This window comes from Pseudomonas sp. 313, assembly GCF_000316965.1.
GTDB lineage: Bacteria > Pseudomonadota > Gammaproteobacteria > Pseudomonadales > Pseudomonadaceae > Chryseomonas > Chryseomonas benzopyrenica.
This window is the reverse complement of record NZ_ANBZ01000014.1, coordinates 1-22,607: the sequence shown is the minus strand read 5'-3', so window position 1 is coordinate 22,607 and position 22,607 is coordinate 1. Positions and strand designations below refer to the sequence as shown.

General features: G+C 66.8%; 18 protein-coding genes and 1 pseudogene. 11 read left to right on the top strand and 8 right to left on the bottom strand.

The window, feature by feature from the left end; translation table 11 throughout:
* Positions 1-42: 42 nt before the first annotated feature.
* The gene (locus tag C722_RS0100610) at positions 43-1,212 is read left to right on the top strand and encodes an HPP family protein (RefSeq protein ID WP_017638663.1); all 1,170 of its coding nucleotides are present in this window, start codon (positions 43-45) and stop codon (positions 1,210-1,212) included.
* A gap of 4 nt (positions 1,213-1,216) precedes the next feature.
* On the opposite strand, the gene C722_RS0100605 is transcribed toward C722_RS0100610, so the two are convergent.
* Positions 1,217-2,842: a methyl-accepting chemotaxis protein gene (locus C722_RS0100605; RefSeq protein WP_017638662.1), complete on the bottom strand. Its 1,626-nt coding sequence runs from the start codon at positions 2,840-2,842 to the stop codon at positions 1,217-1,219.
* A 156-nt stretch (positions 2,843-2,998) separates the two neighbouring features.
* Between C722_RS0100605 and C722_RS0100600 the strand changes: the two genes are divergently transcribed.
* The 4 genes and pseudogenes from C722_RS0100600 to C722_RS0100585 all read left to right on the top strand — a co-directional run bounded on the left by C722_RS0100600 (position 2,999) and on the right by C722_RS0100585 (position 5,433).
* Positions 2,999-3,430 carry a DUF4398 domain-containing protein gene (locus C722_RS0100600; protein ID WP_017638661.1) on the top strand — a complete coding sequence of 144 codons (432 nt, stop codon included), beginning with the start codon at positions 2,999-3,001 and terminating at the stop codon, positions 3,428-3,430.
* A 30-nt stretch (positions 3,431-3,460) separates the two neighbouring features.
* A pseudogene (locus C722_RS0100595) lies at positions 3,461-3,844 on the top strand (DUF4398 domain-containing protein); the annotation flags it as partial.
* Between the two features lie 105 nt (positions 3,845-3,949).
* Positions 3,950-4,957: an NAD(P)-dependent alcohol dehydrogenase gene (locus C722_RS0100590; RefSeq protein WP_017638659.1), complete on the top strand. Its 1,008-nt coding sequence runs from the start codon at positions 3,950-3,952 to the stop codon at positions 4,955-4,957.
* Positions 4,958-5,040: 83 nt separating this feature from the next.
* A complete protein-coding gene (locus tag C722_RS0100585) occupies positions 5,041-5,433 on the top strand; it encodes a response regulator (protein WP_017638658.1) in 393 nt (130 codons plus the stop codon).
* Here C722_RS0100585 and C722_RS0100580 read toward each other — a convergent pair.
* Positions 5,430-5,813 (bottom strand): response regulator, encoded by a 384-nt coding sequence (locus tag C722_RS0100580; RefSeq protein WP_051226123.1) that lies wholly within the window; start codon positions 5,811-5,813, stop codon positions 5,430-5,432. The two genes, C722_RS0100585 and C722_RS0100580, sit on opposite strands and share 4 nt — an antisense overlap.
* Positions 5,814-6,057: 244 nt before the next feature.
* Between C722_RS0100580 and C722_RS26605 the strand changes: the two genes are divergently transcribed.
* The gene (locus C722_RS26605; protein WP_017638656.1) at positions 6,058-9,399 is read left to right on the top strand and encodes a PAS domain S-box protein; all 3,342 of its coding nucleotides are present in this window, start codon (positions 6,058-6,060) and stop codon (positions 9,397-9,399) included.
* 535 nt (positions 9,400-9,934) lie between these two features.
* Here C722_RS26605 and yghX read toward each other — a convergent pair.
* A complete protein-coding gene (gene yghX / locus C722_RS0100570) occupies positions 9,935-10,825 on the bottom strand; it encodes a YghX family hydrolase (protein ID WP_017638655.1) in 891 nt (296 codons plus the stop codon).
* 162 nt (positions 10,826-10,987) lie between these two features.
* Complete coding sequence (locus tag C722_RS0100565) at positions 10,988-13,321, bottom strand: DNA polymerase II (RefSeq protein ID WP_017638654.1); 2,334 nt, start codon at positions 13,319-13,321, stop codon at positions 10,988-10,990.
* Between the two features lie 209 nt (positions 13,322-13,530).
* Between C722_RS0100565 and C722_RS0100560 the strand changes: the two genes are divergently transcribed.
* Positions 13,531-14,223, top strand: a complete 693-nt coding sequence (locus C722_RS0100560) for a 3'-5' exonuclease (protein WP_017638653.1) — start codon at positions 13,531-13,533, stop codon at positions 14,221-14,223.
* 94 nt (positions 14,224-14,317) lie between these two features.
* A complete protein-coding gene (locus C722_RS0100555; RefSeq protein WP_017638652.1) occupies positions 14,318-15,361 on the top strand; it encodes a zinc-dependent alcohol dehydrogenase family protein in 1,044 nt (347 codons plus the stop codon).
* Positions 15,362-15,365: 4 nt separating this feature from the next.
* On the opposite strand, the gene C722_RS0100550 is transcribed toward C722_RS0100555, so the two are convergent.
* On the bottom strand, positions 15,366-15,857 hold the full coding sequence (locus C722_RS0100550; protein WP_173149181.1) for a hypothetical protein: 492 nt from the start codon (positions 15,855-15,857) through the stop codon (positions 15,366-15,368).
* Positions 15,858-16,243: 386 nt separating this feature from the next.
* On the opposite strand from C722_RS0100550, the gene C722_RS0100545 reads away from it, so the two are divergent.
* Positions 16,244-17,263: a branched-chain amino acid aminotransferase gene (locus C722_RS0100545; RefSeq protein ID WP_017638650.1), complete on the top strand. Its 1,020-nt coding sequence runs from the start codon at positions 16,244-16,246 to the stop codon at positions 17,261-17,263.
* A 268-nt stretch (positions 17,264-17,531) separates the two neighbouring features.
* Here C722_RS0100545 and C722_RS0100540 read toward each other — a convergent pair whose 3' ends face one another.
* The 3 genes from C722_RS0100540 to C722_RS0100530 all read right to left on the bottom strand — a co-directional run bounded on the left by C722_RS0100540 (position 17,532) and on the right by C722_RS0100530 (position 20,430).
* Complete coding sequence (locus C722_RS0100540) at positions 17,532-18,095, bottom strand: DedA family protein (RefSeq protein WP_017638649.1); 564 nt, start codon at positions 18,093-18,095, stop codon at positions 17,532-17,534.
* Between the two features lie 9 nt (positions 18,096-18,104).
* Positions 18,105-19,211 (bottom strand): calcium:proton antiporter, encoded by a 1,107-nt coding sequence (locus tag C722_RS0100535; RefSeq protein ID WP_017638648.1) that lies wholly within the window; start codon positions 19,209-19,211, stop codon positions 18,105-18,107.
* A 118-nt stretch (positions 19,212-19,329) separates the two neighbouring features.
* Entirely contained in the window at positions 19,330-20,430 is a 1,101-nt protein-coding gene (locus C722_RS0100530) for an acyltransferase (protein ID WP_017638647.1), read from the bottom strand.
* Positions 20,431-20,658: 228 nt separating this feature from the next.
* On the opposite strand from C722_RS0100530, the gene C722_RS0100525 reads away from it, so the two are divergent.
* Together C722_RS0100525 and hisN are read left to right on the top strand one after the other, a co-directional pair.
* Positions 20,659-21,609 (top strand): adenosine deaminase, encoded by a 951-nt coding sequence (locus tag C722_RS0100525; RefSeq protein ID WP_017638646.1) that lies wholly within the window; start codon positions 20,659-20,661, stop codon positions 21,607-21,609.
* 2 nt (positions 21,610-21,611) lie between these two features.
* Complete coding sequence (gene hisN, locus C722_RS0100520) at positions 21,612-22,418, top strand: histidinol-phosphatase (RefSeq protein ID WP_017638645.1); 807 nt, start codon at positions 21,612-21,614, stop codon at positions 22,416-22,418.
* Positions 22,419-22,607: the final 189 nt, after the last annotated feature.

Below are 22,607 nucleotides of genomic sequence, written 5' to 3'. Positions count from 1 at the left end.
AGGACCATCAGCGCCCTCGTTCTGCCTAGCAGCTGCTTTCCCATGTCCCAGGAACCCCTTACGCCGTCCCCCTCGCCCTCCCTTTCCGCGCGCCTGGTCCAGGGCCTGCGGGCCTTCTGGCCCGCGCCGCTACCCATCGACGGGCGCGAGCGACTACGCGCCAGCCTGGGCGCCGGCCTCGGCATCCTGCTCGCGGCGCTGCTGGCGGCCTGGTGGCTGGAAGGCCAGCCGGTGCATCAGCACGGCGCCCTGGCACTGGCCCTGGTGGCGCCGCTGGGCGCCAGCGCCGTGCTGGTGTTCGCCCTGCCCTCCAGTCCCCTGGCGCAGCCCTGGTCGGTGGTGGGTGGCAATACCCTGGCGGCGCTGATCGGCATCGCCTGCGCGCGGTGGATTCCCGAAGCCAATCTGGCCGCCGCGGTGGCGGTCGCCCTGGCCATCGCCGCCATGTTCGCCCTGCGCTGCCTGCACCCTCCGGGCGGCGCCTCGGCGCTGCTGATGGTGCTCATCGGTGCCCAGGATTTCAGCTATGCCTGGAGTCCGGTGGCGCTGGACTCGCTGCTGCTGGTGAGCGCCGGTCTGCTCTACAACAACCTGACCCGGCGCCCCTGGCCCCATGTGCCACGCCCGGCCGAGCCGAGCAGCGAAACGCGCCTGCAGCGCGCCGACCTGGACGCCGTGCTGGCGCGCTACAACCAGGTGCTGGACATCAGCCGCGACGACCTCGCCGAATTGCTCGAACAGGTGGAGGCGCGCGCCTACCAGCGCAAGATGGGCGAATTGCGCTGCGCCGACGTCATGAGCCAGCAACCGGTGACGGCCCGTGCCGAGATGCCGCTGCAGGAAGCCTGGGCGCTGATGCGCGCCCGGCGCATCAAGGCGCTGCCGGTGGTGGATCGCCAGGGCTATCTGCTGGGCATCGTCACCGTCGCCGATTTCATGCGGCAGATCGACCTGGACGTGCACGAGGGCCTCGGCTGGCGCCTGCGCTCCCTGGTCCGGCCGAAGGCGCGCCAGGACGAACACAGCGTCGGCCGCATCATGACCCGTACCGTGCGGGTGGCCAGCGCCGACCGCTTGCTGATCGATCTGGTACCGGTGTTTTCCGAGAACGGCCACCGCCACATCCCCATCATCGACAGCTCGCGCCGCCTGGTGGGCATCATCACCCAGTCGGATCTGATCCGGGCGCTGTACCAGGCGGTGCGCGTCTAACGATTCAGACCTGGAAGCGGTTCACCAGCCCCTGCAGATCCACCGCCAGCCGGGACAATTCCTGGCTGGCGGCACTGGTCTGGCGCGCACCGTCGGCGGACTGGGTGGAGAGATCGCGGATGTTGACCAGGTTGCGATCCACTTCGCGGGCCACCTGGGCCTGCTCCTCGGCCGCGCTGGCGATCACCAGGTTGCGCTCGTACATCTCGCCGATGCGGCTGTTGATCTCGTCCAGCGCCACCCCGGCGGTTTCCGCCAGGGCCCGCGTGGCCTGGGCGCGCTGACTGCTGCTGTGCATGGAGCCCAGGGCCTGGCTGGCGCCGCTGCGCATGCCCGAGACCATCTGCTCGATCTCCAGGGTGGACTGCTGGGTACGGCTGGCCAGGGCTCGCACCTCGTCGGCCACCACGGCGAAGCCACGCCCGGCCTCACCGGCCCGCGCCGCCTCGATGGCGGCGTTGAGCGCCAGCAGGTTGGTCTGCTCGGCGATGGCGCGAATGACGTCGAGCACCTTGCCGATGTCCTGGGACTGCTCGGCCAGGCGCTGGACCACCGTCCCGGTAGCCGCGACCTCGTCGGACAGCGCCTCGATGGCGCCCAGGGTTTCCGCGACGCGGGTCTGGCCCTGCTGCGCGGCCTGGCTGGAGGCCCGCGAAGCCTCGGAGGTGGAGACGGCGTTGCGCGCCACCTCGTCCACCGCGGTGCTCATCTCGGTAACGGCGGTAGCGGCCTGTTCGATCTCCTGGTTCTGCTGCTGCAGGCCCTGGCCCGCGGCCTCGGTGACCGCATTGAGCTCTTCGGCGGCAGTGGCCAACTGGGTGGAGGAGCCGGCGATGCGCGAGAGGGTCTCACGCAACTGCCCCTGCATCTGCTGCAAGGCGCGCTGCAATTCGCTCACCTCGTCACGCCCCTGCACCGCCAGGGTCTGGGTCAGGTCGCCCTGGGCGACACGGCGGGCGGCCAGCAGCGCCTCGCGCAGCGGTCCGACGATGCTGCGGGTCAGCAGCCAGGCCATGAGCACCGTGGCCAGGGCGGCCAGGACGATCACCGCGATGACGATCAGCCGTGAGGCCTCATAGCGGTCCGCCGAGACCTTGCCATCGCGTTCGATACCCTCGGCATAGAGGTCGCCCAACTCGCCCAGCTGCTTGCCGGTGCCGTCCACCACCGGTTTCATGTCCACCAGGGTCAGTTTGTTGAGCGCGACGGTATCGCCCCGCCGCGCCAGGGCGAAGGACTCGGTCATGCCCTGCTGATAGGTGGCGAAATCGCGCTTGAACAGGTCCCAGCGCTGGTGCTCCTCGGGGGTGTCGACAAAGACCTCATAGGCCTTGATGCCCTCCATGAGCACCTTGTTGCGCGCCTCGTACTGGCTGACATAGGTGTCGATGTTGCGCGGTTCCGGGTCCAGCGCCAGCCGCAAGGAGATGGTGCGGATGCGCAGCATGTTCTCGCGGATGGCGTCCACCGCGCGGATGCTCGGCACCCAGTCGCGCTCCGTCACCACCTGGCGTTCGCGGATACCCGCCATCTGCGCCAGGGAAAACAGGCCGAGAAAAGCCACCATCAGGGCGATCAGGCCGAAGCCCAGCGCGGCGCGGGGCGCGATATTGCAGTTGCGTAACAGCATGGAATCTCCGTGGCCGCTGGCCCTGTTGTTGTCTGACAACATATATCGGCCAGGACACCCTGCCCTTTAGCGCAGCGGTTGCAGCGAACCTCGCCGCGTTTTCGTCGTCTCACAGGCACTGTCGCCCATTCCGGGCGACCTGCCAGGAATGTTCGGATGAAAACCGGTCCCTCTCGCGCCTCCCCGTTCTCCGCGCCTCGTGCGCTGCTCGCCAGCCTGGTCCTGGGTGGCGGTCTGCTCCTCGCGGGCTGCGCCGGCAATCCGCCGACCGCGCAGATGGCCGTGACCCAATCGGCCGTCAACGAAGCCGTGAGCGGCGGCGGCAACCAGTTCGCCCCGATTGAGACCAAGTCGGCCCAGGACAAGTGGACCCAGGCCCAGGCGGCGCTTTCCAACGAGAAATACGACGACGCCAAGCGCCTGGCCGAGCAGGCCGAGTGGGATGCCCGCCTGGCGACTCGCAAGACCCAGGCCGCCAAGGCCGCGGCGGCGCTGCAGGATGCCCAGAACAGCATCCAGCAGATCCGCGAGGAAGGTCAGATCAACCTCCAGCTGCAACAGAATCTACAGAAAAAGGTGCAGCAGTAAGGCTGCCCGCTCTCTTGAAGGACGAAACCCATGCGTAAACGTTTTCTGCTTCCGGTACTGTCGGCCCTGACCCTCACCCTGGCCGCCTGCGCCACCCCGCCCAACCCCAACCTGGAAAAGGCGCGCAACGACTACGCCGCCCTCGAATCCCAGCCCCAGGCCACCCAGCTGGCGGCGCTGGAAACCAAGGATGCCGGCACCTGGCTGGCCAAGACCGACAAGGCCTACAAGGACGGTGAGAACGAGCGCACCGTCGACCAGCTGGCCTACCTGACTCAGCAACGCATCCAGACCGCCATGCAGACCATCAAGCTGCGCATGGCCGAGGCCGAGCTGAAGAAGGTCGATGCCCAGCGCGGCGAAACCCGCCTGAACACCCGCACCGAGCAGCTGCAGCAACTGCAGAAGGCGATCAAGTAAGGCCATGGGCGCAGGACTCCTTCGGGAATCCTGCGCCCGGCACCGTGGTCCTCTACAGACCCGCGAGCGTCTTGCTCGCCATAGTCCGGAGGATCTTTCATGCACGCCATACGCCTACGCAAACCCGGTGGTCTGGATCAGCTGGAACACTGTGAACTGCCCGATCCCGGTCAGCCCGGAGCCGGCGAGATCCGCGTGCGGATCAAGGCCAGCTCGCTGAATTTCCATGATCTGGGCGTGGTGCTCGGCAAGATGCCGACCACCGATGGGCGCATTCCCATGTCCGATGGCGCCGGGGTGGTCGAGGCCGTGGGCGCAGGCGTCAGCGAATTCACCGTGGGCGATCAGGTGGTCTCGACCTTCTTTCCCCAGTGGCTGGACGGCGAGCCGACAATCGACGATTTCTCCACCACGCCCGGCGATGGCATCGACGGCTTCGCCTGCGAGGTGGTGGTGCGCCCGGCCACGGCCTTTACCCGCGCGCCCAAGGGCTACAGCCATGCCGAGGCGGCGACCCTGACCACCGCCGGGCTCACCGCCTGGCGTGCCCTGGTGGTGGACGGCAATCTCAAGGCCGGTGACAGCGTGCTGGTCATGGGCACCGGTGGGGTGTCCATCTTCGCCCTGCAGCTGGCCAAGGCCATGGGCGCCACGGTGATCGCCACCTCTTCGTCGGACGAGAAGCTGCAGCGTGCCTATGCCTTGGGCGCCGATCACCTGATCAATTACCGCGACGAGCCGGAATGGGGCGCCAAGGTACAGGCCATCACCGGGGGGCGCGGCGTCGACATCGTGGTGGAAGTGGGCGGCCCGGCGACGCTGGCGCAATCCATCCAGGCCGCGCGTATCCATGGTCATCTGGCGCTGATCGGCGTGCTCACCGGCGTCGAGGGCCAGGTCCCCACCGCCAATCTGATGCGTCGGCACCAACGACTGCAGGGGTTGATCGTCGGCAGTCGCCGCCATCAGCAGGAGATGATCCAGGCGCTGGAGAGTAACGGGATCAAGCCGGTCATCGATCGCGGCTATCCCCTGGCCGAGATCGCCGAGGCCTTCGCCTTCCAGAAGGACGGCAGCCATTTCGGCAAGATCGTCTTGGAGATCTGACAATGGTCAGACGAAAGCCAGACTGAGACCGACAGGGCTCTGCTAGACTTCCGGAATTGCCTCATCGCGTTCCGGATGTCCCGATGACTTCGTCTACCGCCCTGCCCTATGCCGTCGTCATCGAAGACAACAGTCTGCTCGCCGAGCTGCTGGGCAATCATCTCGAAGAACAATTGCAGTGGGCCTGTACCCGCTTCGACAATGCCGACGATGCCCTGGTGCATCTGCTGCAATGCCAGGAAGCGCCGGCCCTGGTCGTTACCGATCACCTGATGCCCGGCCAGTTGCGCGGCGGCGAGCTGGCGCAGATGCTGCTGCAGCGCTGGCCCGAGTTGCCCATGGTGATCACTTCCGGCTACGGCTACGAAATCACCACCACGTTGCCCCCTCAGGTGATCTTCCTGCAGAAGCCCTGGACGCTGGATGAGGTGGATTCGGCGGTACGCCTGGCGCGAGCGCGTCAGGCAGGCGACTAGACGCCCAGCTGCCCGCAGGCCTTCAGCAACTGGTCGATGGTCCAGGGCTTGGGCAGGAACAGCGCTCGGTCTTCGCGTTCGGCATATTGCTGGCCGGTGTATCCAGAGGACACCAGGATCGGCAACTGTGGAAAACGTTGGCGGACCTGTTTGGCCAGGGCGAGGCCATCCAACCGACCGGGCATGCGCACATCGGTGAACAGCAGATCGGGCGGCAGCGGATCGGCTTCGAACCAGCACCAGGCGGCATCGGCGGTGTCGAACGACTGGACGGCGTAGCCTTCCATTTCGAACACCTCCGTCGCCAGCGAGCGCAGTACGGGATCGTCTTCGACGACCAGCACAGTGGTAACGGCTGCGGAAGAAACTACATCGGTCATGGCAACGCTACTTCATTAGTACGACTAAATAGACCGAAATTACTCGAATTGGATCACAACCCTCGGATGGACGGCTGGCCGGTTGGTACTGGCACTTGTCTGATGCCGCAGCGGCTACTTAATTCCCTGTCTGTCGGAAAAAGGTGCCGGCAGATCGCTGGCCGGCGCCCGACTCTCCTACTCTAAGGCTCTCGCTGGACGTCACCGCCGTCTGCTTTCGCTGCCCACCTGTTCGAAAGATCCCATGGCTGAATCCGCTCTCTCTCACGCTGAACTCCAGGCCGAAGTACGCCGCCTGCGCGCCGCGCTCGACCAGTGCACCGCGCTGCCGCCCCAGGACGCCCAACGGCGCCTGGCAATCTTCGATGGCGCCATCGATTTCGCCATGATCGTGCTCGATCCGGCCGGAGTGATCGCCGACTGGAACAGCGGCGCCGAGCGCCTGCTGGGCTGGACCGCCGCGGAGATTCGCGGTGCACCGGCGGAGCGCTTCTTCACCCCGGAAGACAACCAGAGCGGCCGCGCCTCGCTGGAAATGCGGCTGGCCCTGCAGGACGGCCGTGCCGAGGACGAGCGCTGGCACCTGCGCCGCGATGGCACTCGCTTCTGGGCCAGTGGCGAGATGCATCCGCTGCACGACGACGCCGGTACCCATACCGGCTTCGTCAAGATCCTCCGCGACCGCACGTCCCAGCACCTGGCCGGCGAGGCCCTGCGCGACAGCCAGCGCTACGTGGGCGAGGTACAGCAGCAGCTGGCGGAGAGCGAGCGCTACTGGCGTGGCCTGTTCGAGCAACTGGACGAGGGCTTCATCCTCGGCACCATCCTGCGCGATGACCAGGGCCGCGGCCGGGATTGGCGCTATGACCAGGTCAACCGGGCCTGGTGCACGCACTTCGGCTTGAGTGCGCAACAGGCGGTCGGCCAGACCGCGCGCAGCCTGTTTCCCGATCTCGAAGACCTCTGGGTGGAAGACTTCACCCGGGTGGTGGATACCGGCCAGTCGTTCAGCTACGTGCGGCAATTCCAGCACAACGGGCGCTGGTACGAAGGCCATGCGCACAAGGCCGGTCCCGACAGCTTTCTGGTGCTGTTCCTGGATGTCACCGAGCGCGAGCAGGCCGCCCAGGCGACCCGCGACGAAGAGCGCTATCGCAGGGCCCTGGCCGAACTCGGTGAAGGCTTCAGCCAGCTGGGCGACATCGAAGCCGTCACCGACCTCGCCTGCGCCACCCTGGGTACCAGCCTGGATGCCCACCTGGTGGGCTATGGCCTGGTGGACGCCGAGGCCGAGACCATCACCGTGGGGCGCGACTGGACGATCCCGGGCGCCCGCAGCCTGATGGGCACCCTGAATTTCCACGACTACGGCAGCTACAGCGAGTCTTTCAAGCGCGGCGAAACCGTGGTGATCGAGGATGTGCACGCGGACCCGCGCGCCCGTGACAACCTCGCGGCGCTGCAACGCCTGGAGACCCGTGCCCTGGTCAACTTGCCGCTGTTCGAGCACGGCAACCTGGTGGCCCTGCTCTATGTCGGTTCCAGTCAGCCGCGGCGCTGGACGCCGGCCGAGTTGCAATTCATCCGCGAGGTCGCCAATCGCACCCGCTCGGCGACGGCGCGGCTGACCGCGGAACGTGCACTGCGCGACAGCGAACTCAATCTGCGCCTGGTGGCCGACACCCTGCCCTGCCTGATCGCCTTCGTCGATCGCGACCTGATCTATCGCTTCGCCAACGTCGAGGCGCCCAAGTGGTTCAAGGATGCGCCGCAGAGCATCCTCGGTCGCAGCATGGCCGAGGTCTTCGCGCCGGAGCTGTTCGCTGCCCGCCGCCCGGCCATCCAGGCCGCCCTGGACGGCACCCCGGCGCGGCTGGATCTGCCCTGGGCCTGGCCGGACGGCCGGCGACGCATCGCCGACATCCACTATCGGCCGCGGCGGGATGGGCGCGGCGCGGTGGACGGCTTCTATGTCTTCGCCCAGGACGTCACCGTCCAGCGCGACGCCCAGGCGCTGATCCAGGCGCAGAATCTCAGCCTCAGCCAGGAAGTCCAGGCGCGCACCGCCGAACGCGACCGGCTCTGGGCGCTCAGCGAGGACCTGCTGCTCACCGCCGACTTCGCCGGGCAGCTGCTGCGGGTGAGCCCATCCTGGTCGCGCGGCCTGGGCTATTCCGAGGCCGAGTTGCTCAGCCGCCCCTACACCGAACTCATTCACCCCGACGATCTACCGGGCGTGCTGGTAGCGCTGGACGACCTGCGCCGCAGCGGCCTGCCGACCCGGGTGGAGAATCGTGTCCAGGCGGCGAATGGCAGCTGGCGCTGGCTGTCCTGGACGCTGTCGCTAGACACTGATCAGGAGCACGTCACCGGTGCCGGGCGCGATATCACCCGCGAGAAGGACGCCGCGGAGACCCAGGCGCTGCTGGAAGAGCAGCTGCGCCAGTCGCAGAAGATGGAAGCGGTCGGCCAACTCACCGGCGGCCTGGCCCACGACTTCAACAACCTGCTCGCCGGCATCGTCGGCAGTCTGGACCTGCTCACGGTGCGCATCGGCCAGGGTAGGCTGAACAACCTTGAACGCTACACCACCGCCGCCCAGGGCGCCGCCATCCGCGCCGCCGCCCTGACCCACCGGCTGCTAGCCTTTTCCCGCCGGCAGACGCTGGATCCCAAGCCCACCGACGTCAATCGTCTGGTGGCCGGCATGGAAGACCTGATCCGCCGCACGGTGGGTCCGGCGATCCAGATCGAGGTGGTGGCCAGCAGCGAACTCTGGTCGACCCTGGTCGATCCGCCGCAGCTGGAAAATGCCCTGCTCAATCTCTGCATCAATGCCCGCGATGCCATGCCCGAGGGTGGCCGCATCTTCATCGAGACCGCCAATCGGGCGCTGGATGCGCGCATGGCCCGGGTCCGCGACCTGGAGCCGGGCGAATACATCGCCCTCTCGGTGACCGACAACGGCTGCGGCATGCCGCCCGAGGTGATCGCCAAGGCCTTCGACCCCTTCTTCACCACCAAGCCGATCGGCGTGGGTACCGGGCTCGGCCTGTCGATGATCTACGGCTTCGTGCGCCAGTCCGGCGGCCAGGCGCGCATCCATTCCCAGGTCGATGAGGGCACCAGCGTCACCCTGTTCCTGCCGCGCCACCGCGAAACGGCAGCGGGTGTGGACCTCATCGCCAGCCAACCGGCGCTGCCACGCCAGGGTCACGGCGAGACGGTGCTGGTGGTGGATGACGAACCCACGGTACGGATGCTGGTGGTGGAGGTGCTGGAAGAACTGGGCTACGCCGCCCTGGAAGCGGCGGATGCCAGCTCCGGGTTGCGACTGCTGGAATCCGATGTGCGCATCGACCTGCTGATCAGCGACGTCGGCCTGCCCGGCGGCATGAACGGCCGGCAGATGGCCGACGCCGCCCGCCAGCGCCGCCCGGGCCTCAAGGTACTGTTCATCACCGGCTACGCGGAGAACGCGGTGGTCGGCAACGGCCATCTGGAGCCCGGCATGCACGTGATGACCAAGCCCTTCGCCATGGACGCCCTGGCGGTACGCATCCGCGATCTGATCGAGGGGACCTGACTCCGTAGGTTGGCGCTGAGCGCAGCGAAGCCCAACGGTGCCGAGGTTCAGCCGGGGGCCTGTTGGGCTTCGACGATGAAGCCCTCTCAGCCCAACCTACGTCGGCAGCCACCGCAGTTCGACCTCTCATGTAGGTTGGTGCTGAGCGCAGCGAAGCCCAACGGTGCCGAGGTTCAGCCGGGGCCCTGTTGGGCTTCGACGATGAAGCCGTCTCAGCCCAACCTACGTCGGTAGCCACCATGGTCCGGCCTCTCGCGTAGGTTGGCGCTGAGCGCAGCGAAGCCCAACGGTGCCGAGGCTCAGCCGGGGGCCTGTTGGGCTTCGACGATGACGCAGTCTCAGCCCAACCTACCTCGGTAGCCACCATGGTCCGGCCTCTCGCGTAGGTTGGCGCTGAGCGCAGCGAAGCCCAACGGTGCCTCCCGCCCAACCAGTCGCGACGGGCTAACGCCTCCTTGTCCAGCGTTTCGGGTTGGCCCCGCCCGTGGAAAACGCTACGGCATGGGATCCCGGCACCCGGGATAGCCCAGAGCGCTCAGGCCAGGTAACGCCCGAACCAGTCCAGGGTGCGCTGCCAGGCCAGCTGGGCAGCCGCCTCGTCGTAGCGCGGGGTGGAGTCGTTGTGGAAGCCGTGGTTGGTGCCGGCATAGCGCTGCACCTCGTAGGTCTTGCCGGCCGCCTTGAGCGCCGCTTCGTAGGCGGCGGCGCCCTCGTTGATGCGCGGATCGTTTTCGGCGTAGTGGATCAGCAGCGGCGCCTTGATCGCCGCCACCTCCTCGGCGCGCGGTTGACGTCCATAGAAGGGCACCGCCGCGGCCAGCTCGGGATAGGCCACGGCGGCCGCGTTGGCCACGCCACCGCCATAGCAGAAGCCGGTGATACCGACCTTGCCGGTGCTGAATTCGTGGCTCATCAGGGTTTCCACGGCGGCGAAGAAGTCGTTCATCAGCTTGGCCGGATCGACCTGCTGCTGCAACTCACGGCCCTTGTCGTCGTTGCCGGGATAGCCGCCCATGGACGTCAGGCCGTCCGGTGCCAGCGCCAGATAGCCCGCTTTGGCCAGACGCCGGGCCACGTCTTCGATATAGGGATTGAGGCCACGATTCTCGTGGGCCACCACCACTGCCGGCACCTTGCCGCTGGCCTTGGCCGGCCGCACCAGATAGCCACGCACCCGCCCATGGCCCTTGGGCGAGGGGTAATAGACGTACTCGGCGATGATGTCCGGGTCGGTGAATTCCACCTGGCTGGCCAGGGCATAGTTGGGGCTCAGCGCCGCCAGCACGCCGGTGGCCGACAGCCCCAGCACCGCGGCACAGGCCCCGGCGCGGTCGAGGAAGTCGCGGCGGCTGATGCGACCGTGGACATAGAAGTCGTAGAGTTCGAGCAGTTCGGGCGAGAAATCCTGGGCGGTGAGGCGGGTCATCGCAGCGCTCCTCTGGCGGGAAAGGGGACCGCCAGCCCAGCTGGGTAGGCGCCCCGGTGGCCCCCGAGTGTGCCGCGAATCGTCTGACTATGCCATGGCCTCGCGCGGGTGCCGCGCTGGGCGTGCAGCTCGGCGATCAACGCTTCGAAACGACCGCCCTGTTCAGAACAACCCCATCTGCCGATCCAGCAACCGGTCGAAGCGGTCGCCGACGAAGGGCAGGATGGCGTCGGCCACCGGGGCCAACTGGCGCTCTACATAGTGATCGTAGTCGGGTGGTGCATGGGGCAGCTCGACCGGCTCGGCGCCGGCGGTGGTGATCAGGTAGCTGATCCAGCCGCCGCGGCGAAAGCGACTACGGCGTCCCAGCCGGGCGTTTTCCGCCTCCAGCAGCCGCGCCGCGCGGACCTGGGGCGAGAGATTGCTCTGGTACTCCTCCAGCGGTCGCCGCAGGCGCTTGCGATAGACCAGCAGGTCGTCGAGGTCGCCGGCGCGGGTGCGGGCGACGAAGTCGCGCACATAGTCCTCATGGGGCTCACCGGTGAAGATCAGCAGGTACAGCTCGCGCTGAAAGCGCTGGGCCAGCGGCGACCAGTCGCTGCGTACCGTTTCCAGGCCCTTGAACACCAGTTCCGGCTGACCGTCGGCTCCGGGTCTGAGCCCGGCGTATCGCTTCTTGCTGCCCTCTTCCGCGCCACGGATGGTGGGCATGAGAAAGCGGGAAAAATGGGTCTCGTACTGCAGCTCCAGGTGGCTTTCCAGCCCCAGCTCGGCCTGCAGCTGGGTGCGCCAGTGGGCATTGATCGCCGCCACCAGCTCGCGACCGATGCGCTCGGCCTCGGCTTCGGCATGGGTGCGCCCGAGCCAGACGAAGGTGGAGTCGGTGTCGCCATAGATCACCCGATGACCACGCGCCTCGATCAGCTCGCGGGTCTGGTGCATCACCGCGTGGCCACGCAGGGTGATGGACGAGGCCAGGCGGTGATCGAAGAAACGGCAGTGCGGCGTGCCCAGCACGCCATAGAAGCTGTTCATGATGATCTTCAGCGCCTGAGCCAGGGGCGCGTTGCCCGCGCGCTTGGCGGCATCGCGCCCCTCCCAGACCCGCGCCACCATCTCCGGCAGGCAGTGCCGGGTGCGGTGGAAGCGCGCGCCGCGAAAGCCCGGCACCGTCTCGTCTTCGGGCAGCGCCAGGCCCTCCACCAGCCCTACCGGATCGATGAGAAAGGTGCGGATCAGCGAGGGATAGAGACTCTTGTAGTCCAGCACCAGCACCGAGTCGTAGAGCCCAGGCCGGGAATCCATGACGAAGCCACCGGGGCTGGCCTCGGGTGGCTGGGCACCGAGATTGGGCGCGACGAAGCCCTGGCGGTGCATCAACGGCAGATAGAGATGGTAGAAGGCGGCGATGGAGGCGCCATGGCGCTCCAGCGGCAGGCCGGTGACGCTGGCCCGTTCCAGGAGGAAGCGCAGCAGCTCGGTCTTGGCGAAGATGCGGGTGACCAGTTCGCAATCCACCAGGTTGTAGCGCGCCAGGGCGCTCTTTTCGCCCGCGAACATGCGATTGATCGAGGCCATGCGGTCGTGGGGATTGTCGATGGCCTTGCCTTCGCCCAGCAGGGTACGGCTGACGTTCTCCAGGCTGTAGGAGGGAAATACCCAGGTCGCCGACTTGAGTGCCTCCACCCCGTCGATGATCGGCCGCCCGGCCAGCAGCGCCTGGAAGGGCCGGCCCTGGCCGCCGGGTTCGTAGTGATCGTCCTCGGGGGCACCACGGCCCAGATGCAGGGTCACGCCCAGCTTGCGCGCGTGTTCGTGGAGCACGCGGATGTCGAACTGCAGCACGCTCCAGCCGATGATGACGTCGGGATCGTGGCGTGCCATCCAGGCATTGAGGCGTTCGAGCAGGGTAGCGCGGTCGGCGACGTATTCCAGGTCGAAGTCCACCGCCGCATCCTCCCCGGTGGGCGGGCCGAGCATATACACCTGGCGCTGGCCGCAGCCGTGCAGGCCGATGCTGTAGAGCTCGCCGCGCTCGCTGGTCTCGATGTCCAGCGACAGGGTGCGCAGCGAGGGGCGGTAGTCGGGATCGGGCCGCAGTGGCCCGCCGTCGGCCGTGGGCAGCGTCACCGGCGCGGTGATGAAGCGCTCCATGAGAAAGCGATCCGCCGGGGCGATGTCCGTCTCGTAGACCTCGATGCCGGCGGCGGGGAGGCGCTGCTCCAGTTCGCGCAGGGTGCGATAGCGCGGCGCATAGAGCCCCAGGACGGGGCGCCGCTGGAAGTCCTGCAGCGCCAATTCGCGGATCTCCACCTCGGCCGGCAGCAGGCGCTCGATGTCCGCCCGTCGCGCGGCCGGGGCGAAGGCCACGGCCTGTTGCGCCGGCACCCGCAGCTGGCGCGGACCGCTGTCGGTGGCGAACCAGAACACCAGTTCCATCCCGGTGGAAGTCTCGCGCCAGAGGCGTGTCAGCAAGAAACCCTGGACGGCGGCCAAAGCAGCGGCGCTCCTCGACATGGATGAAGGCCCATTCTCGCAAGGCCAGACCGCGCGGGCGACCCCGGCGCGCCGGGTGGTCCGCTCGTCGCTCCCGCCGAACGGCCTGTGTCCTGTGGCGATGATCTTGCATCGAATGCCCACACCCGTCGTAGAGCCGATTCCCTGGCTCTTGGGCGCACCCTTGGTTTCAGCTGTCAGGCCGTGTCATGAATTCCTTGTCGTCGTCTTTTTCCACCGCTGCCGTCACCGGCTACAACGCCCAGCAAATGCGGGTGCGCGAGCAGGCGCGTCGCTGGCTGGAGCAGGACGTGCTGGTGCTGGATACCGAGGCGACCGGTCTGGGGGAAGAAGCCCAGCTGATCGAGGTGGCGGTGATGACCCTCGGAGGCCGGGTGCTGCTCGATACCCTGGTGCGCCCCAGCATCGCCGTGCCGCGCGAGGCGACCCTGATCCACGGTCTGACCGATGCCCACCTGAGCCAGGCGCCCTCCTTTCCCGAGGTGTTCGCCACCCTCTGGCCGCTGCTGCAGGGCCGCACCGTGCTGGCCTATGGCATGGCCTTCGACTATCGCCTGCTCGGGCACGATGCCCAGCTCCACGGTCTGGCGCTGCCCCCGGAACTGGAGCGGGAGACGCCGCCGGTGCAACTGGTGGATGGCACCCGCCTGCACTGCCTGATGCAGCTCTATGCCCAGTTCTGGCAGGAGCCGAGTCTGGACAGCCGCAGCCAGGACGGCTGGCGCCGCAAATCCCTGGCCATGGCCGCTCGCCAGCAGGGCGTCGCCGTGCAGGAAACCCACCGCGCCCTGCCCGACTGCCGCCTCAAGGCCGCCCTGGTGCAGGCGCTAGGCGAGGACGCACCGGCTACCTGGAGCGGGCTGCAGGCCCTGGCAGGCTAGCCGAGCGGCAGTCCGCCGGCCGCACCGGCAAGCAGACAGGCTAAATTCGCGCGGCTTGCCATACTGGAGGCGTCATCCAGCCCGAGGCCCCGCCATGAAAGCTGTCGTCTACGAAGCCTTTTCCGCGCCACCCTGCCTGTGCACGGTGCCGGACCCTACCCCCGAGCCGCACGGCGTGGTGCTCAAGGTCATGGCCACCGGCGTCTGCCGTAGCGACTGGCACGGCTGGGTCGGCCATGACACCGACATCGAACTGCCCCATGTGCCGGGCCACGAATTGGCCGGGGTGGTCGAGGCGGTAGGCAAGGACGTCAGGAGGTGGCGGGTCGGCGACCGGGTGACGGTGCCCTTCGTCGGTGGCTGCGGCGCCTGTCCACAGTGCCACGCCGGCCACCAGCAGGTCTGCGACCATCAGTTCCAGCCCGGCTTCACCCACTGGGGCTCCTTCGCCCAGTACGTCGGCATCCACCAGGCCGATCTCAACCTGGTCAGCCTGCCCGAGCAGCTGGACTTCGCCACGGCGGCGAGCCTGGGCTGTCGCTTCGTGACGTCCTTTCGCGCCGTGGTCGACCAGGGCAAGGTCAGCGCCGGCCAGTGGGTAGCGGTGCACGGCTGCGGGGGCGTCGGGCTCTCGGCGATCATGATCGCCAGCGCCCTGGGCGCCCAGGTGGTGGCCATCGACATCACCGCCGACAAGCTGGCCCTGGCCCGCAGCCTCGGGGCCGTGGCCACCCTCGATGCTACCCAGGTGGCCAGCGTGCCCGAGGCGGTGCAGGAACTCACCGGCGGCGGTGCCCACGTCTCTCTCGACGCCCTGGGCCACCCCACCACCTGCTTCAATTCCATCGCCTGCCTGCGCAAGCGCGGCAAGCACGTTCAGGTCGGGTTGCTGCTGGGCGACCAGGCGACGCCGGCGCTGCCGATGAATCTGGTAATCGCCAAGGAGCTGGAAATCCTCGGCAGCCACGGCATGCAGGCCCATCGCTACGACGTGCTGATGGCCATGCTGCGCCAGGGCACCCTGGCACCGCAGCGGTTGATCGGCCGCGAGATCAGCCTGGCCGAGTCCAGCGAGGCCCTGATGCACATGGACAGGTTCGAAGGTACCGGGGTGACCGTCATCACCCGCTTCGACTAGCTCGCTAGCCGGACTCCGCCGCCTGCAACACCCAGCGCAGCCCCTGCAGGTCCTCGGCGGACAGGGTTGCGCGCAGGCGGCAGAGGCGATAATTGACCCGGGTATTCATGGCCACCCATTCCAGGTCCTGGCGGCTGGGCTGGCCGATGAAGTACTCGCCGTAGCGCTCGTCCAGCCCGGCCATGCGGTACTGGCCCTTGAGTGGCAGGTAGAGCTGGCCGTTCATTTCCCAGCGACTGGCGCTGCAGCCGTGGAAGCGCACCTTGTCGCCAAAGGTGGACAGCTGGGTGCGGAAATCGGTGGTGGCGTTGCCGGCGCTGGTCTTGAACTGGCTGGCGATCACGCTGAAGACGATCCCGTCGGTCGAGGGCGCCCCACGCCATTCGATGACCCGACGATTGAGCGCCGTGTCGAACTTGTCGGTGAAGATGCCGGCGGCCTGCGCCGTGAGCGTTGGCAGGGTCAGGGCACCCAGCAACGCCATCATTGTTTTCAAAACAGACTCCTGGTGGCGACCCGCACACCCAGCCTGAAGCAACAGGCAGAGGCGGCAAAGGGCCAGCTTCAGTCTTTGGAGATCCGATTGGCTGAAAGGTGCCCCCAGAGGTCCGGATAAGCGGTATCTTTCACAGTCTAGGCTCTGTACGAAAAGTGCCTGTGCTCGGTGATGCTGCGTTAAAAATCAGCTCGGAATGCTCATTTACCACTCGTAAACTCCGCTTCCTCGCTGATTTTTGCCTTGCCTGACCTTCGCTCGGCGACTTTTCATACAGAACCTAGCGACGAGCCCGCCTCGTCCACCCCTTTTAACCGTCGCCGGTGAGGCGTACGGCCCGACCACGAAACAACCGGCCAAACCGCCGGAGAGCACTGCGAGGATCTATGAGCGCTGCGGACATCGATTGGAAGACCCTCGGTTTCGACTACATCAAGACCGACTTCCGCTATATCGCCACCTATCGCAACGGCAGCTGGCAACCCGGCGAGCTGACTCGCGACAACCAGTTGCACATCAGCGAAGGCTCCACGGCCATCCACTACGGCCAGCAGTGCTTCGAAGGCCTCAAGGCCTATCGCTGCCAGGACGGCTCCATCAACCTGTTCCGCCCCGACCGCAACGCCGCGCGCATGCACAAGAGCTGCGCCCGCCTGCTGATGCCGCCGGTCCCCACCGAGATGTTCATTGATGCCTGCCAGCAGGTGGTCAAGGCCAACGAGGCCTGGATCCCGCCCCACGGCACCGGCGGCGCCTTCTACCTGCGGCCCTTCGTCATCGGCGTGGGTGACAACATCGGCGTGCGCACCGCCCCCGAGTTCCACTTCGTGGTATTCGGCATCCCGGTCGGTGCCTACTTCAAGGGCGGCATGACCCCGCACAACTTCGTGATCTCCGGCTATGACCGCGCCGCGCCCCAGGGCACCGGTGCCGCCAAGGTCGGCGGCAACTACGCCGCCAGCCTGATGCCCGGCGCCCAGGCCAAGGCCGAAGGCTTCGCCGACTGCATCTACCTGGATCCCCTGACCCATCGCAAGATCGAGGAAGTCGGTTCGGCCAACTTCTTCGCCATCACCGGCGACGGCAAGTTCGTCACTCCGCGCTCCGAATCCGTGCTGCCGGGCGTGACCCGCATGTCGCTGATGGAGCTGGCCCGCGAGCGGCTGAACCTGGACGTGGTCGAGGGCGACGTCTTTATCGACCAGCTCGACCAGTTCGTCGAAGCCGGCGCCTGCGGCACCGCGGCGGTCATCACCCCCATTGGCGGCATCCAGTACGGCGAGAAGCTGCACGTCTTCCACAGCCTGACCGACGTCGGCCCGGTGACGCGCAAGCTGTACGAGGAACTGACCGGCATCCAGACCGGCGACAAGCCGGCTCCGGAGGGTTGGATCGTCAAGGTCTGACTTGGATTGGTTTAGTGTGAAAAAGGCGCCTCAGGGCGCCTTTTTCGTTTGGGTAAATCAGATTGATGCCATTGCCGCCGCCCTGGCTGTTTATCGAGCGATCTGCCGAAACTCGTTTCGCCTCGCTGGCGACTCACCTATCGCGGCCATGGGCCGCTCCTACAGGATGACCAGCTGCCGTAGGAGCGGCCCATGGCCGCGATTCCAGCGCGGTTCAGGTCTACGCACCGTTGGGCTTCGCTCCGCTCAACCCAACCTACAAAGCCCCCTACACCCCCTCCCGCCGCCGCAACACGGCGCGGGCGCCGATGAACAGCACCGCCACGCAGATCGCCGCGGCGATCAGCCAGCGCTTCGACACATGATGCTCGGCGAAGAAGTCGCGCAGGATCTCCCCCACCGCGTAGCCGATGCCGGTCATGACGAAGCCCCACAGCAGGGCGCCGATGATGTTGAAGAACAGGAACCGCCGCGGCCGCACGCCGCTGGCGCCGATCAGCAGCGGGCCGATCAGGCGGAAGCCATAGGCGAAGCGGATACCGATGATCCACAACGCTTCGTGGCGATGAATGCGGCTGCGCAACCAGTCGATGCGCGCTTGCTGGCGTTTGAAGCGGCCGAGGATGCGGTCGCCATAGCGACGGCCGAGATAGAACAGCGTCTGATCGCCGATGAAGCCGCCCAGGGCCACGCACAGCGCCGTGAGCGGAAACAGCAGGTAGCCGTGGCGCGCGGCGATGCCGGCCAGGATGGCGACGCCGTCGCCTTCCACCAGAGCACCCAAAACCGCCGCGCCGTAGCCGTAGTTGCTGATGACCTCGCTGTCGATCATGGCACCGCCCTAGAGACCGAGGATGGTCAGCATGATGAAGGTACCGAACAGTACGAAGTGGGTCATGCCCTCGATGGCGTTGGTCTCGCCGTCGTTGAGGTTGATGGCGGCGACGATCAGGGTCACGGCCATCATCACCGTCTGCACCGGCGTCATGGCCATCTGGATCGGCTGGCCGTTGTACAGGGCGATGGCCTCCACCACCGGTACGGTGAGGATTACGGTGGACAGGCTGGCGCCCAGGGCGATGTTGATCACCGACTGCATGCGATTGGCCATGGCCGCGCGCAGGGCGGTGAGGATCTCGGGGCTGGCGGAAATCACCGCCACCACCAGCGCCGGGACCAGGGCCGGCACGGCCAGACCTTCCAGCCCGGTGTCCAGCGACTTGGACATCACCTCGGCCAGCGCCCCGGTGGCGACGATGCCGACGATCAGCATGGCGATGGACAGGGTGGCGCTGCTTTCACCATGGCCGGCGGTGGCGGCTTCGCCCTCGACCGCCGGGCGCTTGCGCTTCTTGTCCGGGTAGTTGTAGCTGAAGAAATAGCTGTGCGGGCCGGTCTGCATGCGTAGGAACAGGGTATAGAGCAGCGCCATGGCGCCGATGGTGAAGAAGGAATAGACGTGCCACTGGGCCGAGGGAATGAATTCCGGTACCAGCATGGAGATGCTCACCGCGGTGATGATCATCACCCCGTAGCTGCGGCTGGAGTCGTCGTTGTAGGGCTGCTCGCCGTGCTTGAGGCCCCCGAGCAGCGCGGCCAGGCCGATGATGCCGTTCATGTCCAGCATCACTGCGGCATAGATGGTGTCGCGGGCAAGGGTCGGCGAATGGTCGTGGCTCATCATGATCGCCAGGATGATCACCTCCACCAGCACGGCGGAAAGGGTCAGGATCATGGTGCCATAGGGATCGCCGACCTTTTCCGCCAGCAGTTCGGCGTGATGGGCCACGCGCATGGCCGCGCAGATGATGGCGGCGATCAACCCGCCGGCCGCGATCAGCGCCAGGGTCTGGCCACCGCCGAGCAGGGCGTGTTCGAACACATAGGCCAGCACCGTGGCACCGATGGCGACCAGCAGCAGGGTTTCGTCTTTGAGGGCGGCGAGCATGGAAAGGGGCGTCCTTGATTGAGCAATGCCTTGTTACGACCGCCCTGGAGGGCAAAAGGCTCGCATCCTGTTACACCCCGGCGCTGGCCACCCAGGCTACCGCCGCCTGACAGGCCGCTCAGCCAACCCGAGCACGCGGTGCCAGGCGCTTCCACACGGCCTTGGTGCCGGTCGCGCAGGCCTGGCGATAGCCCAGGGCATGGCGTTCCACCAGGAACCAGGACACCACCGCCAACGGCAGGGTGATGCCGATGGAGAGCAGCACCATGGTCCAGGCCTCGATGCCGGGGATCACCGCCGCCAGGGTCTGCTGCACGGGAAAGGAGTAGATGTAGAGGCCGTAGGAGTAGTCACCCACTTCGTTGAAGGCACGGATGCGGCCGGCCGGCACGAAGGCGAGATAGAGCAGCACATAGCCCAGCGTCAGGTTGTAGACCAGGTAGAAGCTGTCGCGGTCGGGCATCGCCACTGCCAGCAGCGCCACGGCGGCGACGAAGGCCGCCCGCGACAGGGGGATATAGCCACGCAGCACATAGAAGGCACCGCCCAGGAAGAACATCTGGAACAGCCGCAGCAGGTGCGATTCGCTGGCGAAGAAATAGTAGGCGAACAGCTTGAACAGCGCCGCGCCCACGGCGAACAGCAGGATGGCGCGCTGGAAGTGACGACTGTCCAGCCGCAGCCAGAGCACGAACAACCAGAGCAGCGCCAGGGCGCCGTACATGCCCACCTCGAAAGGCAGCGTCCACAGCGAGCCATTGACGATGGTCTGCAAGGGATTGCCCTCGAACAGCCCGGGCAGGTCGAATTCGGCGCCAGCGATCAGGCCGGTGTTCTTGAACAGATAGAACCAGGTCTGGGGATCGCTCAGGTAATCCTGCAAGGGTGCCCGGGTCAGCCAGGCACCCAGGCCCAGCACCGTCAGCACCAGCATCACCAATAGGCCCGGTACCACGCGCAGGGCGCGGCCCCAGACGAAGTCGATGATGTCGGCGCGGCTGAGCAGACTCTTGGTGACCAGAAAGCCGCTGGTAATGAAGAAGATGTCGACCGCGATGTCGCCCAGGGTCATGCCCAGGCTCTCGCGTCCCGGTTCCGCCGTGGCCGTGCCACTGGAGATAGCGAAGCTGTGACTGAAGACCACGGCGAGCGCCGCGATCATGCGAATCAGATTGAGATTGTTGTTCTTGCCGCCAACGTAATCCTGAACGGTCTGCACGGATACCTCACGCCTGGTGTTTGGAGCCATGCGTCCCGATTGTAGTCAGATCCAGACCCAATGCAGGCGTTATGGCCCTTTGCTGGCCCAAAGCGTGGAACGCTGGGAATTTCTGACCGCCCAAACCACCGTACATCGGTCAGCGGGAACCCGGATGCCTGCGGAAAACCCGGCAAAGCGTGCGACAATCGTCCATCTTTTTCTGATTCAAGCTATCCCGAGGCTCCCATGTACGACTGGCTCAATGCCCTGCCCAAGGCCGAACTGCACCTGCACCTGGAAGGCACCCTGGAGCCCGAGTTGCTGTTCAAGCTGGCCGAACGCCATGGCGTCGCCCTGGCCTGGCCGGACGTCGAGGCCCTGCGCGCCGCTTACAACTTCGGCAACCTGCAGGAATTTCTCGACCTCTACTACGCCGGCGCCGACGTGCTGCGTACCGAGCAGGACTTCTATGACCTGACCTGGGCCTATCTGCAGAAGTGCAAGGAACAGAACGTCATCCACACCGAGCCCTTCTTCGATCCCCAGACCCACACCGATCGCGGCATTCCCTTCGAAGTGGTGGTACGTGGCATCACCCAGGCGCTGAGCGACGGCGAGCGGCAGCTGGGCGTGACCAGTGGGCTGATCCTGAGCTTCCTGCGTCACCTCTCCGAAGACGCCGCCCAGGCCACCCTGGACCAGGCGCTGCCGTTTCGCGACCACTTCGTCGCCGTCGGCCTGGACAGCTCGGAAAAGGGTCATCCGCCGAGCAAGTTCAAGCGCGTCTTCGCCCGTGCCCGCGCCGAGGGTTTCCCGGCCGTGGCCCACGCCGGCGAGGAAGGCCCGCCGGAGTACATCTGGGAAGCCCTGGACCAGCTCGGCGTGGTGCGGATCGACCATGGCGTGCGCGCCTTCGAGGACGAGCGCCTGATGGATCGCCTGGTCGACCAGCAGATCCCGCTCACCGTCTGCCCGCTGTCCAACACCAAGCTCTGCGTGTTCGACGACATGAGCCAGCACACCATCCTCAAGATGCTCGACCGCGGCCTCAAGGTCACCGTCAACTCGGACGATCCGGCCTACTTCGGCGGCTACGTCACCGAGAACTTCATGGCCCTGCACGAAGGCCTGGGCATGACCCAGGCACAGGCCCAGCGCCTGGCACAGAACAGCCTCGACGCCCGCCTGGTGAAATGAGCATGAGCCTGACCGCTGCCGAGATCTCCTACTACGAACGCTTCGCCGAGCGCCTGGCCGACGCCGCCGCCGTGGCCATCCAGCCCTACTTCCGCGCCCAGCTGGCGGTGGACGACAAGGGCGACGCCGCCATCGCCGGCCGCCGCTACGACCCGGTGACCATCGCCGACAAGGCCGCCGAACGGGCCATGCGCGAACTCATCCAGGCCGAGCACCCGGATCACGGCATCCTCGGCGAGGAAGAGGAAAACGTCGCCGGCAGCAGTCCCCTGAGCTGGGTGCTCGACCCCATCGACGGCACCCGCGCCTTCATCACCGGCCTGCCGCTGTGGGGCACCCTGGTGGCGCTCAACGACGGTAACCGTCCGGTGATCGGAGTGATGAACCAGCCCTTCACCGGCGAGCGCTACCTGGGCACCCCGGCCGGCGCCTGGCGCAACGGCGCGGCCCTGCGCACCCGCGCCTGCGCCAGCCTGGCCCAGGCCCGGTTGATGTGCACCAGCCGCGACATCTTCGACACCCCCGAGCGCCTGGCGGCCTTCGACGCCGTGGCCGCCGAGGTGCAGCTGGCCCGCTTCGGCGGCGACTGCTACGCCTACTGCATGCTGGCCTCGGGCTTCGTCGACGTCATCATCGAAGCGGGCCTGCAGCCCTACGACGTCCAGGCGCTGATCCCCATCATCGAAGGCGCCGGCGGCCGCATGACGGCCTGGGATGGTGGTGACGCCCAGCAGGGTGGGGCCATCCTCGCCTGCGGTGATCCGGCGCTGCATGCGCAGTTGGTGGAAAGGCTCAAGCACCTGGCCTAGGACGCCCACTTTCGTAGGTTGGCGCTGAGCGCAGCGAAGCCCAACATTACAGTTCGTCCAGCCTGGCTTATCGGCGCTCTGGCTGCTTATCGAGGTTTGGGGGAGAGGCTGTTCGAGACAAGAACCACCAGCAGCCCTCTGTAACCCGCCAGGGCCCTATAGCTAACCCTCAGCAATCGCGGCCATGGG